The sequence below is a fragment of the Actinosynnema sp. NPDC050801 genome (genome assembly GCF_040673975.1).
Lineage (GTDB): Bacteria > Actinomycetota > Actinomycetes > Mycobacteriales > Pseudonocardiaceae > Actinosynnema.
The window spans coordinates 548,836-563,295 of the sequence record NZ_JBFAQZ010000003.1; the positions used below are offsets into that span (position 1 = coordinate 548,836).

Here is a 14,460-nt window from a genome sequence, read left to right on the forward strand (position 1 = left end):
CCCTGTAGCGATCACGCCGCGTCAAGAAGACGGCGTGACACGAGGACAAGGAACCACCGTGGGCATCCTGGGTTGGATCGTTCTGGGTCTCATCGCCGGCGCCATCGCCAAGGCCATCATGCCCGGCAAGGACCCCGGCGGCATCATCATCACGATGCTGCTCGGCATCGTCGGCGCCATCATCGGCGGATTCATCGGCCGCGCCATCTTCGGCTCGGACATCGGCAGCTTCTTCGACCTGAGCACCTGGCTCCTCGCCATCCTCGGTTCGCTGATCGTGCTCGGCATCTACCACGTCGTCACGAAGCGGGGCCACCGCGCCCACAGCTGACCACCAGCACGGCACACGGGCCCGCCGGTCACCACCGGCGGGCCCGTCCCGTGTCCGGCACCGCACAGCGAATGCCCCCCAACCGTCTACAATGGACCGCAGTCGCGACGCGAGGCCCGGGACGACCGCCCGCGATCGGTGATGGCGATCGGCGTGGACCGCACCACACCTGCGAATCGTCCACGGCAGCCGCACCGGTGTGGTTATCATCTGCCGGCGTGGAGACGATCGCGGGCCGCTACACCTTGATCGAGCAGCTCGGCAACGGCGCGATGGGCGTGGTGTGGCGAGCGCGCGACGGGGTCCTGCACCGGGACGTGGCGCTCAAGCGGCTCCTGCTGCCGGGCCTGAGCACGGCCGAGGTCGAGCAGGCGTGCCAACGGGCGATGCGGGAGGCCCGCATCGCGGCCCGGCTGCACCACCCCAACGCGATCGGGGTGTTCGACGTCGTCATCGACCAGGGCAAACCGTGCCTGGTGATGGAGTACTTACCCTCGCGGAGCCTGGCGGCGGTCCTGGCCGAACGGGGACCGCTGCCGCCGGCCGAGGTCGCCCGGATCGGCTCGCGCATCGCCGCGGCGCTGGCCGCCGCCCACCAGGTCGGCATCGTGCACCGCGACATCAAACCCGCCAACGTCCTGCTCGGCCACGACGGCACCGTCAAGATCACCGACTTCGGCATCTCCCGCGCGGCCGGGGACGCGGTGGTCACCCGCACCGGCGTGCTCGCCGGCACCCCGGCCTACCTGGCCCCCGAACTCGCCCGCGGCGCCGACCCCGGCCCCGCCTGCGACGTGTTCTCCCTCGGCGCCACCCTCTACGCCCTCACCGAGGGCACGCCCCCGTTCGGCAGCACCGACAACGACCTCGCCCTGCTGCACCGCATCGCCGCCGGTCGCGTGATCCCGCCGGTGCGGTCCGGCGTCCTCACCGACGTGCTCGTGCGGCTGCTGACCGACGACCCGGCCCACCGCGCCACCGCCGCACAGGCGCACCGGGAACTGGAGGCGGTCGTCACCGCTCCCGCCACGGTGATCGCTCCGACGTCCCCGCCCACGAGAGCCCTCCCCTCCGCGCCGTCCGCGACCCCGGTCACGACGACCCCGGTCCGCCGTCGATGGCGCTTGATCGCAGCGGTGGTCGGAGCCGCGACCCTGGTGGTGGGCGCCGCGCTCCTGCTGCCGATCCTCGACCTCACCGGTGAGCGCAACGCGGCGGGCGAGTCGACCCCGCCCTCCACGTCCAGCTCCACGTCGCCGGGCACGGCCGGCGCACCGGACGACCCGACGGTCCCGACCTCCGACGCGCCGCGGACAGCGGGATTCACCACCGCGGAGGTCGAGGCCTTCCTGCGAGCCCACTTCGACTCGCTCCCCCACGACACCGCCACCGCACGGGAGAACTGGGCGCCGGAGAACCGGCCCGAGCAGTGGCAGGAGGACCAGTACTGGTCCAACTACTCGCGCGTCGAACTCGTCGACGGAACGACGATCATCGCGAACGGCGCCACCTTCACCGCCGAGGTCGCCCTTGCCCTGACCCCTCAAGGCGACGCCGAGGTGACCGTCCAGCCCTACCAGGTGATCGTCGTGGCACGTGACCAACGCCTGTGGCTGATCGACATGACCCCCGCCTGACCACCCACCCGTTCGAGTGGCCCGGCAAGCCGCGACATGCCGCCGATCGATCCGACCGGTGGGTCACCGAGCGCTGAAGCACGCGTCCGGTGTCGTCGGAGGCGACGGCGGTCGTCAGGAGGTGGGGGCGGTGCCGGGGCTGCCCAGGTGCCGGGCGAAGAACCGGATCGAGCTGTCGATCTCGAAGGACGGGACCCGGAAGTGGCTGCCGGGGTTGGCGTGCAGGGTCTTCTCCGCGGAGCCGAGTGCGTCGAACAGCTTCATGACGGAATCCCGCGGATTGCCTTCGTCGTCCCACTGCAGCAGGAACTCGACCGGGATCGTGACTCGCCGCGCGATGTCGGTGAGCCGGTCGCTCCCGATGAGGCCGAGGACCGCGGCCCTGATCCGGGGTTCGGCCGCGACGAGCCGGATGCCCATCTCACCCGCTTGGGACAGGCCGTAGTACCCGACGGGCCGGCTGTCGCCCACGGAGTCCAGGTCCTGGAGTGCGTCCAGGGTGGCCTGCCAGTCGGGTACGAGCTGCGACGCCACGGTTTCGTTGAGGGCGGGCCACGCCGGACCGAAGGGCTCGCCCGAAGCCTCCCGTTCCCGGATGAGCGCGACGAGCCGCCGGATCTCCGGGCGCTCCGGCCTGTCACCGGTACCGGGCGCGTCGATCGCGGCGACCGCGAAACCGCAGGAGGTGACGTAGGGGAAGGCCCGGGAGACGACCTCCCACCCCTTCTTGTGCTGACCGCCGCCGTGCCCGATCAGGACCAGCGGACGGGGACCGGAGCCCTCGGCGGGCGTCCAGAGCACCCCTGGGATGTCCCCGACTGTGAAGAGCTGTTCGCGGACGCCGTCAGCGACGGTCTCCGAGGTGATGCGCATGGAAGGGATTAGATCGGCGTTCCCGCTGACAACGCGAGTCGATTGTTCGGGCCACCAGGACGCTGATGCTCAGCGCAGACAAGTCCGTCGGCGCCATCATACAGCACTCCTGTCCAGGACATACTCGACCACAGGAAATGCAGGATCCCCGACATCGTACACCCTCAGCACCACCTCACCCCGGTCATTCAGGAGTACCGACTCTATGGGCGCCCCGAACTCGAACGGACCCTTGACGTCGCCGGCCACGTCGACAAACCAGGCAACTTTCGGCGTGACAATCGCCAGCAATTCCGAATCACGGAGTTCGCGAATTTCAATGAAATCAAGGGACGAGACGCCGGTCACCCCGAGGCGCAGTACCTTTCGGACCACGCCATCCGCACCGTGCAGCAGACAAGCCTGCACCTCGCCGGCGACTACCACCAAGTTCGCCACCGGCCACTCGAAAGCCCTGTAGTCAACAGTATTGATGTCCGACGCCGCGGTAGTCGGGTCAGGCTCCACGTCCGTCAAGAGCGTCCTCCACACCTCGACGCCGTCCTGTTCAGCGATGAGATCCAGAGACGATACCCGACCTGCTGCATCCAATTCGATCCAATCGATCGAAACTTCCGCACCGGAATGCAACGGGAACGTCGTTTCAGCATTGAGAGTACCGCGCACCTATTTATCTTACCACCACGAACGGAATCCGGATACCGCCCGCACCGGGAATGAGCAGGTTCCCCTCGTGACCAAAAGCTTTTCCAATAGTCTTACTGTCGGCGGTCACGAACAGGTCCGCCCGTATCCCGGCAGCTTCCACCAGGTTCAACGCATCACCCGCATTGCCCCGATGTCGCTTGAATCCGTCCAGTACTCGCGTGAGCGCGGAGGCCGGCACTGTGGCTCCAACAGTGCCCTTGGCGGTGGAAACTCCTCGTACAGTGAGGAATTCATCGACATCCTTGATGCCCACCGACTCGCGCAACTCGCGCACCACGTTGGGAGTGGCAACGATCCTATCCCCTCCGCGCAACACACCCTGCACCGCCGGATCACCGAATTTGATCAGAGCGTCAGTGTCCAGGGCTACCGTGCGGGGCCTTGTGTTCCTCGCGCTCAGCAGGTCACCCAGGCCGGGTACCTGGCTGTTGGCGAAGTCGGAGACGGCCTGTTCGCCGACGGACTGGATGATGTCGACGCCGGGTTTGACGATGGTGGCCTTGACGGTCTCCCAGACCTTGTTGACGTCCTGCACGTTGGCCGTCACGGTGGAGACCTTGCTCGCCGGCAGGTTGGCCGACGACGACACCAGGTCCTTCGTGGCGATCTTCGGCTTCAACGCCGCCTGCAACACCGGCATCGGGTTGGTCTTGGCGGCGTGGGCGATGGCGGCTTGGGCGCGTCTGGTCACCGCTTCCATCGCGGCACGGCGGGCTGCCGCGGCGGCGGCTGCGGCAGCGGCGGCGGCTCGTCTTGCGGCGGCTTGGGCGGCTTCACGGGATGCGGTCGAGGAGTAGCCGCCCACGTTGCGGCGTGACCAGCCTGCCGCGTCGTCGCCGTAGCGGTGTCCTCCGGAGGCCGCGTCGTCGCCGTAACGGCGGGAGCCCGACCCGGACCGGCTTCCTCGGCGGGCGCCGGAGGCCACGTCGTCACCGGAGCGTCGCGCGGCCGAGCTACCGCGTCGGCTGGACTTGCGGGCCGCGCCGGCGATGTCGTCGCCGTGCCGGGCGAGGTGCTTGACGCCCTTGGCGAGGTACTTGGCGGCCTTGACGACCCTGCCGAAGGGCACGAAGTTGGAGGCGGCCCAGAAGAAGTTGCCCCAGCTGGGGTTGCGGACGAAGTTGGCGACGTCGTTGTAGCCGGAGACCTCCTTCACGACCGACAGCGCGACGGAGCCGATCTTCTTCCAGCTGGGCCAGTGGCCGTCGGGGTCGATCAGGTCGAGTGGTCGGCCCGCGCCGTAGGTGTAGCGGTTGAAGAGGGTGGAAGTGCCGGACGAGGCGGAGACGGTGTCGCGCGAGGCGAAGCCGCCGGTGCCCGGCCGGTACCAGCGGGCACCCATGTTGACCTGGTCGGTGTCCGGGTCGGTCCAGTCGCCCTGGAAGCCGACCTGGCGGGTGGTGCCGGTGGTGGCGGTGGTGGTGCCGAACGGGTCGAACGCGGCGGAGTCGGCCATGCCGGTGGTGGTGGTCGGGTCCATGCCGCCGACGACGTCGCCGTGCTTGTCCGACACGGTCAGCCGCTTGGCGCCGCCGGAGGCGGTGGAGATCAGTTCACCGGACGCGTCACGGCCGTAGGTGCTGTCGCCGTCGGACACGGGGTCGATGTCGAAACCGGCATAGGCGAACGACTTCGCGCCCCGCGACACGAGCCGGTCGGCGCCGTCGTAGGCGTAGGTGGTGGCACCGACCTGGATGAGCCGGTCGAAGGCGTCGGAGGAGAACTCCTCCTCGAACCCCGACGAGGTGCGCGAGGCCGTCGAACCGCGCGGCGTGTGCTCGTAGGTGTAGTCGCCGTCGGACAGCACGCGGTTGCGCTCGTCGTAGGTGGCGGTCTTCGCGCCGTTGCGGGTGCGGTTGCCGGACGCGTCCCACGCGTACTCGGTGATCCGCCCGGCGACCGTCCAGGACTTGAGGCGGTTGGCGTGGTCGTAGGTGTAGGTGTGGTCGCCCGCGCCCGCCAACCCCGAGGTGGTTTTGCGGGTCAGGCGGTCGTTGTTGTCGTACTCGTAGGCCAATGACGACAGCGTCGCGCCGCCGGGGTCCTTGATGACGTCGGACTTCTCCCGGCCCAGCGGGTCGTAATCGAACGTCCGCGTCCGGCCGGTCCCGTACTGCACGCTCCGGAGCTGCCCGGCCTCGTTGTAGCCGTAGGTCAAGCCGACCCCGGTCACACCGTCGGTGACGGTCTTGAGCCTGCCCTTGTCGTAACCGAACGCGGTGGTCCCGGAGGCGTCGGTGCGGCTGGTGACGCGGCCTTCGGCGTCGTAGGAGTACGACGAGTCGCCGGACGGCCCGGTGGCCGACAGCAGTGCGCCGCGGTCGTCGTAGTCGTAGGCGTTGCGCCCGCCCGGCGCGTCGATCTCCTTGACCCGGCCGATCTCGTCGTAGACGCGGACGCGCTCGGCGGTCGCGGACTCCGCGCCGGTGCCGGTCTCCTTCTTCAACCGGTTCAGCGCGTCGTACTCGCGGTCGCGCACCACCCCGCCGGGTGCGGTCAGCCTGGTGTTGTTGCCCGCGGTGTCGTACACCGCGGTCCAGGTGCGGTCGGCGGCGTTCGGGTGTGCCGCGGTGGGCGGTTCGACCACGGACTCGGGCAGTGACCAGGCGTTGTAGGTGGTGGTGAACCTGTTGCCGCGGCCGTCGGTGTAGCGGGTGCGGTTCCCGCTCGCGTCGTAGCCGAACGAGGTGGTGATGGACTCGGTGTCGGTGACCGGTTCGACCTGCTGGGTGAGCCTGCTCAGCGCGTCGTAGGTGTAGCGGGTGGTGTGGTTGAGCGGGTCGGTGGCGGTGAGGGTGTTGCCCGCGGCGTCGTGGGTGTAGGTGGTGCGGCGCTGGATGGCGTTCTGCTCGTTCAGGTCGAACTCGCCGGTGAGCCGTCCGGCGGCATCCAGGCGCAGGTAGCGGGTCCGGCCCAGCGGGTCGCGTTGCCAGACCGGGCGTCCCAGCCCGTCGTAGCCGTGTTGCACGACCACGCCCGCGGGGTCGGTGGTGCTGGTGCGCTGTCCCAGGGCGTCGTAGCCGAACGTGGCCACGTCGCCCGACGGCGAGGTGGTCTTCACCAGTTGGCCCGCGTCGTCGTACTCCAGCGCCGTGGTGTGGGCCGCGGCGGTGGGCTTGCGCTCCAGCACCGTGCTGGTGACCTGGCGGCCGAGCGCGTCGTAGGTCGCCTCGCTGCGCGCTCCGGTCGGGTCGGTGATCGACAGCTGTTCACCGGTGTGGGTGTAGGTGTAGCGCCACGCGCCACCGGTCTCGGCCGGGTTGTCCGCCTTGGGGTCCTGCCGTTCGACGAGCCTGCCGAGCTGGTCGTAGCGCAACCGGGTGATCGCGCCCCGTTCGTCGGTGGTCTCGACCGCGTTGCCGGCCGGGTCGTAGGTGGTCGTGGTGGCGCCCTTGATCGCCTGGGAGGCGCCCGGCGGGGTGTAGTCGGGGCTCTCGGTGCGGACCGGGCGGCCGACCTTGTCGTAGAACAGCCGGGTGACCTGGCCGTTCTCGTCCTTGACCGCGGTCTGGTCGCCGAAGGTGTCGAACCCGATCAGCGTTTCGGGACGTGCCGTGGTCGGCGTGCCGCCGCCGGTTTCCACCGACACGGCGGGCAGCGTCACGGAGACCTGCCGCTCGCTCTCGTCGTAGCGGTACTCGGTGGTGAACGCGGCGGGGTTGGCGCCGGTGGCGTGGCCGCGCGGGTCCGTCTCGGCGACGAGCAGGCCGCGCTTGTCGTAACGGCGGGTGGTGGTCAGCGGCGTGGTTCCGAGCTGGGTGGTCTCGCTGGTCTGGTTGCCGAGGTTGTCGTAGGTGTAGTCGACGACCGAGCCGGCCGCGGTCTGGAGGCCGGGGGTGTTGGAGCCCTGCCCGGAGCGGGCGATCTGGGTGACGTTGCCGTTGGCGTCGTAGCGGTAGGCGGTGCGGCGCGCCAGGCCGGTCGGGTCGGCGAGTTCCTCGGTGATGCGGCCGACCGCGTCGTACGCGTACTGGGTGATCTTCCCGCCGGGGCCCGTGTGCCTGACGAGGTTGCCTGCGCCGTCGTAGGCGTTCTGCTCCAGCAGGACCTTGCGCGGCGCACCGCCGGGGACCGGGACCTCGGCGTGCACGCGGAACACCAGGCTGTTGGGCGTGTACTCGTAGAGGGTCTTGCGCCCCATGGCGTCGACGTGCCGGACGAGCCTGCCGCCGAGGTCGTAGGTGTTGGCCTCCAGCACCAGCAGCGTGCCGGGATCGGACTGCTCACCGGTGCCCTGGCCGCCGGAGACCGGTTTGCCGTGCCAGCCGCGCAGCCGCACCTCGGCCACCATGTTGCGGGCGGTGTAGGCGTACTCGACGCGGGTGCCCAGCGCGTCGACCACCCGGGTGCGGTTGCCGAACACGTCGTAGGCGTAGCTGGTCCTGGCGCCCTCGGCGTCGGTGACGGAGTCCTGCCGGCCGCGGTCGTCGTAGGTGTAGGTGACGGTGCGCGTCGAGTCACCGCCGGCGAGGTCGGAGACCTCGACCTTCTCCGGCAGGCTGTCGGCGTTGTAGGTCGTCTTGGTGAACTTGGTGTGCCGGATCGCGTCGACGACGTTGGTGACCGGGGCGTCGGTCACCTCCACGAGCCTGTTCAGCTCGTCGTAGCCGTACTTCGTCTCCAGGCCTTGGGGGTGCGTGTCGGAGAACTCGGTCTCCGACACCTTGCGGCCCAGCAGGTCGTAGCGGTACTTGGTGACCAGTCCCTCGGCCTCGGTGTCGGTGCGGCCGGGTTCGGTGGTCGAGGCGAGGTCGCCGTTGGTGAAGTAGCGGTAGGTGGTCTGCTTGTCGCGCGCGTCCTTGGTCCACTTCAGCAGGCCGGCGGGTTCGTTGCCGCCGCCTTCCGCGGCGGTGGTGCCGTCGGTGTAGCCGTGGGTGACGGTGGTGCCGTCGGGCATCGTCTGCTTGAGCAGCTCGCCGCGTGCGTCGTACTCCATCGAGGTCAGGTAGCGGTTGTCGGTCGGGCCGGTGGAACGGCCGTCGCGGACGGTGAGCTGCTTGTCGATGCGCGGATCGGTGTCGTTGACGTTGCCCGGCGCCGGCTGGTGGTAGGTGAAGTGCTCGGTGTCGCACACGCCGGGTTCACGGCAGGTCTTGCGGGAGACCACGTTGCCGCGGGCGTCGTTGCGCAGCTCGACCTGGTGGCCGTTCTCGTCGGTGATGGTCTGCTGGAACCCGGCCGCGTCGTAGCCGTACGTGCGCACGCCGACGCCCTGCACCGGGCCGCCCTGCCAGTCGGGGTTGCTCACGCCCGAACCGCCGCAGTAGGCGGGTGTGCCGTCCGGGTTGGTCGTGGTGTCGGTGCAGGGCGGCGCGGTGGACGGGGTCGTCGGCACCACCGACGGGTCCGGCCGGTCTTCCATCCGCACGCCCGTGCCCAGCGGCGCGACGAACCGGATGATCCGGCCGCGCACCGGGTCGTAGTCGAAGACGTGCGACCGGTCGCCCGGGTCGGTGAGGTGGACCGAGCGCACCAGGTTGCGGACCGTGCGGCCCTGCGCGTCCTGCTTCTCGGTGCCGCTGACCTGCGGCAGGCCGAGCTTCCAGTGCCCTCCGTCGGCGTCGGTGTAGTCGCGGACGCGGTCGTTGGTGGTGTCGTAGGCCAGCTCGGCGGCTACCCGGCCGCTGGGCATGGTGACCTTCGTGAGCTGATCGGAGTGCTCGCGTGCGCGGAAGTGGGCCCGTGCCGCCTCCTCCCCCAGCGGGTGCTGGTAGATCGCGACCTCGTCGATCTCCCCGGTGAAGTGCTTGCGGCCCGCGCCGGGCCACCAGCCGGCCGGTTCCCAGGCCGCCGGGCCGACCGCGTGCGCCGCGCCGACCTGCCCGTGGTTGAACGGGCCGTTGTCGATCTCGCCCTCGGTGGTGCCGACCTTGGCGCCGTCGAGGTACAGGGTCTGCGTGGCCAGTGAGCCGGACAGCACCACGTGGTGCCACTGTCCGTCGTTGACGGTGCCCGCGGTGGTGATCGGGGCGACCCGGCCGTGCCAGAACTGGCCGCGCAGCTTGCCGTCGCGGTCGACGTAGAGCGCCGGCACGGCGCCGTTCTGGGCGCGGTCGAACGGCGCGGTCTGGAAGCCGATCAGCGGACCGCCGGTGGTGGTCCTGAACCACAGCTCCACGGAGAGGTCGCGGGACTTCTTGATCACACCGTCGGGCAGCGCCACGTACGAGCTGCTGCCGTTGAAGGTGGTCGCGGTGTCCGGGCTGCCGTTCAGCGGGCCCGGTGCGCCGGGTGTGGTGCCGCGGTGCGCACCCCAGTCCTTGGCGAGGTTGGTGGCGACCTGGCTGACCGCGTCGGCCGAACCGGCGGGCTCGCCGAGGCGCCAGTAGGAGTCGGGGCGGGAGTCCAGCACCGCGGTGCGGTAGTGCGACCCGTTGTCGTGGTCGTACCTGGTGCACCCGCCCTTCGGGTCGCACACCTGCGTCAACCGGTCGCCGAGGTAGGAGTAGGTCCACCTGTTGGGTGTGCCACCGGTCGTCGCCGGGTCGGTGCGCACCTCGGTGACGTGGTTGCCGGTCCAGCTGAAGTACAGCGTCCGGTTGGCGCTCGCGCGGCTGATGGCGCGCTTGACCTGGCCGTTGAGGCCGTAGTCCAGTTCGAGAGCGCGACCGGCGTTGTCGTGGATGGTGATGAGCCGGCCGTCGAACTCGCGGAACGTGTAGACGGTGTTGGCCTTGTCCACCAGCACGTGGTTGCGGGCGGTGGTCGAGGTGTCCTGGTAGAAGGTGGCGTATCGGCCCGGCGGCGGGTCGAAGGTGCCGTCGGCGTTGCGGCCGAACCGGACCTGCTGACCGTCGGGGTAGGTGACCACGACGTTGCCCGAACCGTCCTGGTCGGGCACCACACGCATGTCGTAGCGGGTGGACCAGCCCGCGCCGAACAGGTTGGTCTTGCGCGGGTCCAGGCTGTTGTAGGTGCGCGCGACGTTCAGCTCGGGTCCGGTGACGCCAAGCGCGGCGTCGATCGCTGCGGTCGTGTAGTTGCCCACCTGGGGGTCGAAGTCCAGGTCGCCCGCGCTGTAGGGCGCACCGCCCAGGTGCGAGGTGACGTCCGGTTGTGGCACCGCGGTCAGCAGCGCGCTGAACGGCAACGCCTCGCTGCGGGCGCCGCTCGGGTCGATCGCGAACGCCCGCCAGTGGTAGGTCTCGCTCCACTGCAAGCGTCCCTTCGGGACGGTCCACGTCTTGCTCGCCACCCGTGCGCCGAGCGTGCAGCTGCCCATCGCCGGTGTGCCGTCGGCGTTGCTGCCGCAGACCTCGAACTCGTAGCGGACCCCGGTACCCGCGGGCGCGTCGACATCGACCGCGTCCGCCCACAGCTGCGGGGTCAGCGTCGGCGCGGAGTGCCCGGCGGGCGGGTACTGCGCCTTGACGACCGGAGGCAGCTCGAACATCGTCAGCGACAACCGCGCCGGTGGGATCTGCTCGTCGGTGAAGTAGGTGCTGCCGTGCACCATGCTGAAGTCGAGCAGGTAGTCCCCGGCGTTGGCGAAGCGGTAGACCGTCGCGTCCAGCGTCACCGTGTCGCCGGGCGGCACGTCGCGCGGCAACACGGCCGACACTCGTGAGGTGACCGCGCGGCCCTGAGCGGTGAACGCGCGATAGGCCAGCTTGTGGGCCGCGGGGGTCCACGTCTGCGAGCCGCGGTTGGTCACCGCGATGCGCACCTTGCCGTCCTGCTGCCGGTGCACGGGCGGTTGCGGCACACCGCGTTCGATCCGGTAGGAGGCGTCGTACGGGGTGTGGGTGACGAACAGCCGCGGCGGGTTCGCGGTGCCGACGCCGGTGAACTTCTTCCAACTCCGGGTGGCTTTCACCGCCAGGCCGTTGTTGTCGCCGCCGCGCACCCAGCCCTGCACCAGGTCGCGCCCGGCGGTGCCGAGGTCGACCATGTCCGGTGCCACCGGGCAGGCCGAGTGCGACTGACCGAACGCCACGTAGCCGTGCGCGAACGAGGCACCCGCGATCGAGCCGCCGGTCGGCGGATGACCCGACCCCGACGGGGCCCAGGCGCCGGCCACCGGGTGCACCGTGATCGGCTCCGGGCGGCACGACGGCGCGCTGAAGCTGGTCAGGTAGAGCTGAGCACCGAAGATCCGGTGGCCTGTCAGCGCCGGGTTCACCCCGTCGAACTTCAGGTACATCGCGGCGCCGTCGCCGACCAGCAGCTCCGGACCGCCGGTGCGGGCGCCGCCGGAGGTGACCACGGCGGCGTTGGCCGACGTGCTCTGCACCGACGGGTCCACCAGGACCGGGTAGGTGCGGCCGGCCTCGCGCAGCCACGCCCGGTCCAACGACATCCTCAACGCCTGGCCACCGTCGTGGTCGACGAGTTCGTAGCGCACGCCGCGGGAGGTGGACGGGTTCTCCGGGTGGCTGTCGGTCATGAAGCCGGCGGGTATCCGCGACCGCTCCCGACCGGAGGCGTCCACGAAGGACACCTCGCCATCCACGATCCGGGCGGTGAGGCCCTTCAGCCGCAACGGGAACACCCAGTCGTGCGGTGTGTCCGGCGAGGCCAGCACCAGGGTTTCCTTGACACCACCGGGAAGGACGTCCAACCGCAGGTCCACACCCGCAACCACGCCGGGGTAGGTGATCCGACTGCTCTCGGCCCGGGCGGGCGCGGCGGACGTGCCCGCCAGGCCGAACGACAGCCCGTGGTCGTCGGACAGCTCCAGCCGCACGAACGGTGATTCCGACGCCGTCGCACCGAACCGGATCCCGATCTGATCGGCGGTGTTGCGCCACCCGCTGCCCTCGGCGACGAGCGTGGTGTCGATCGGGTGCCAGGAACCGTCGGTGCGCTGGTAGTTGACGGCCGCGTGGCTGAACTCGGTGGTCAACGTGCCGTCGGCGTTGCGGAACGTGCGGGAATCGGCTTGGCGCAGCCCGGGATCCTCCTGGCTGCCTGCCGGGTCGAAGCCGGTCAGGCCCGACGGCGCCGCGAGTTCGTGCGCCTCGTTGGGCGGCGGCTGTCCGGACGGGAACGTCGGCTGCGGGTACCTGGCCGATTCGGACTCCGGCAACGCCCGGTTGACCGTGTCGCCCTCGACCACACCGGCCTGCCCCGCCGCGGTTCCCCACGGCTGGTCGGGCGCCGACTCACCCGCGTCGAGGCCGCCGTGACCGGTCGAGCCGAACCACGGCAACGCGTCGACCACCCCGGGCGGGACCGTGCCCAGGAGCAGCACCAGCACCACGGACACCGCGACCGCGAGCCGCGCACCCGAGGGTGTGGCCGGGAATAAGCGGGCACGCCGAGTACTCCAGGCCACCATTGCGTGAGTCCCCCCGGATCGGAACAACGATGCGCGACCACCCCCGTGGTCACACTCGTCCGAAACTCGCATACGTCGGTCCGACAAGGCAAGGAGCCGACCCGAAAGGCGTAATACACCGTTCCCGCGTCAACCGTATGGCCGATGACGGGTGCCCGGTGCGACCGGGTGCACCGCCACTCGGCGGGTATCGGGCCAAAGCACTGACAACCGTCCCACCAGTGTCTACAGTCGTTGATCGTCCGCATGGACAGGGGGATGGACCCGGGGGGACCACATGGCATCGGTCGGCGCGAGCCTGCGACGGAGAATTCTCACCACCGCCTTGGCGGGCGCCGTCGCGTCAGCCGGAATGATCGCGACGACAACGGCCCGAGCCGCCACGACGCTCACGTGCAATTCGGCGGTGAACGTATTCGGGGTGACCTCCGCGGGCGGCGTTTTCGTCCATCCGCACAGCGAGCCGGAAACCGGCGCGACGAGTTGGGGACAGCGGCGCACCATCGGTTCGGGCTGGAGCGGCGACCGCACGCTGGCCGGACCCGACGGGGTGATGTACCGGATGGACGGCACCACCGGGGACCTGTACCGGTACCGGTGGAACGGCACCGGCTGGGACGTCTGGAACGGCCGGTCCTACCGCAACACCAGCGGCGGCTGGACCCGCTACGCACAGGCCGCTTACCGCAACCACGTCACCGTCGACGGACAGGGCAGGCTGTACTCCGTGACCGCCCAGGGGCACCTCCAAGTCCTGGTCTGGACCGGCGACCACGCCACCGGCTCGTGGGCGCCGGCGAAGGTCCTGGACACCGGTTGGAACCAGTACAACCTCATAGTCGCCAGTGACGACGGCGTGCTCTACGCGCGCACACCGGACGGCGGGTTGTTCCGCTTCCGCTGGCACGCCGCGTCCGAGCGGTTCACCCAGTACCGGACCCAGGTCGGATGGGGTTGGAACACGTTCAACCGGATCTTCTCACCCGGCGGCGACGTCCTCTACGGCTCGCGGGCGGACAACGGCGGCGAACTGCTCTGGTACCGCTACCACGAGGACACCGCCACGTGGTCGAACAGCGGCAAGGGGAAGATCATCGGCACCGGCTGGTACGGCGACCTGGACGTCATCGCCGGTACCGACAACTGCCAGCTCGCGGGGTACCCCGTGCCGTCTCGACCCGCGGTGCCCCAACGATCCGACGCGCCCACGACACCGATCCAGGGCACCGACGGTCTGGTGACGTTCTTCTACGTCAACTCGGCGGGCGGTCTCACCGCGGGCAAGCAGCGCTACGCGGGCGACTACGAGCTCATCGAGTACCAGGTGATCGCCGACTACCACGAGTTCACCGGCGCACCGGGGGTCGGCGTCCGCGCGGACGGCAGGATCGAGGCGGTGGCCAACAGCCACGACGACGCCGCGTACCGCGGCAGGGTGCAGAGCGTCGCGAACGGGTCCTGGGGCGCGATCACCGACATCACGGCGCACCGCGGGTGGATGCCCGGCGACCCGGCGGTGGTCGCCGAGACCAACGGGACGTTGGCCATCCACGCGGTCGACGACGCGGGCGCGCTGTGGCGGCGCGCCCAGCTCGCACCCAACGGCACCTACACCTCATGGCGGAAGATCG

Annotated in this window: 6 protein-coding genes; 3 read left to right on the forward strand and 3 right to left on the reverse strand. The window is 70.0% G+C overall.

Going from position 1 to position 14,460, the window contains the following annotated elements:
• Positions 1 to 58 precede the first annotated feature (58 nt).
• Both AB0K14_RS10370 and AB0K14_RS10375 read left to right on the forward strand, forming a co-directional pair.
• Entirely contained in the window at positions 59 to 331 is a 273-nt protein-coding gene (locus AB0K14_RS10370) for a GlsB/YeaQ/YmgE family stress response membrane protein (RefSeq protein WP_106620231.1), read from the forward strand.
• 218 nt (positions 332 to 549) lie between these two features.
• Positions 550 to 1,968, forward strand: a complete 1,419-nt coding sequence (locus AB0K14_RS10375; protein ID WP_360465517.1) for a serine/threonine-protein kinase — start codon at positions 550 to 552, stop codon at positions 1,966 to 1,968.
• A gap of 114 nt (positions 1,969 to 2,082) precedes the next feature.
• On the opposite strand, the gene AB0K14_RS10380 is transcribed toward AB0K14_RS10375, so the two are convergent.
• The 3 genes from AB0K14_RS10380 to AB0K14_RS10390 all read right to left on the reverse strand — a co-directional run bounded on the left by AB0K14_RS10380 (position 2,083) and on the right by AB0K14_RS10390 (position 12,748).
• A complete protein-coding gene (locus AB0K14_RS10380; RefSeq protein WP_360465520.1) occupies positions 2,083 to 2,841 on the reverse strand; it encodes an alpha/beta hydrolase in 759 nt (252 codons plus the stop codon).
• A gap of 96 nt (positions 2,842 to 2,937) precedes the next feature.
• Positions 2,938 to 3,507, reverse strand: coding sequence for a hypothetical protein (locus tag AB0K14_RS10385; protein ID WP_360465523.1), 570 nt, complete (start codon positions 3,505 to 3,507; stop codon positions 2,938 to 2,940).
• Between the two features lie 4 nt (positions 3,508 to 3,511).
• The gene (locus tag AB0K14_RS10390; RefSeq protein ID WP_360465526.1) at positions 3,512 to 12,748 is read right to left on the reverse strand and encodes a LamG-like jellyroll fold domain-containing protein; all 9,237 of its coding nucleotides are present in this window, start codon (positions 12,746 to 12,748) and stop codon (positions 3,512 to 3,514) included.
• 487 nt (positions 12,749 to 13,235) lie between these two features.
• On the opposite strand from AB0K14_RS10390, the gene AB0K14_RS10395 reads away from it, so the two are divergent.
• A partial coding sequence (locus AB0K14_RS10395) for a tachylectin-related carbohydrate-binding protein (RefSeq protein ID WP_364337845.1) occupies positions 13,236 to 14,460 on the forward strand: 1,225 nt, incomplete at its 3' end.

What these genes read in the sequence shown, in the direction of transcription:
- AB0K14_RS10380 (WP_360465520.1), bottom strand. Translation starts at nt 2,841, where the DNA reads ATGCGCATCACCTCGGAGACCGTCGCTGACGGCGTCCGCGAACAGCTC.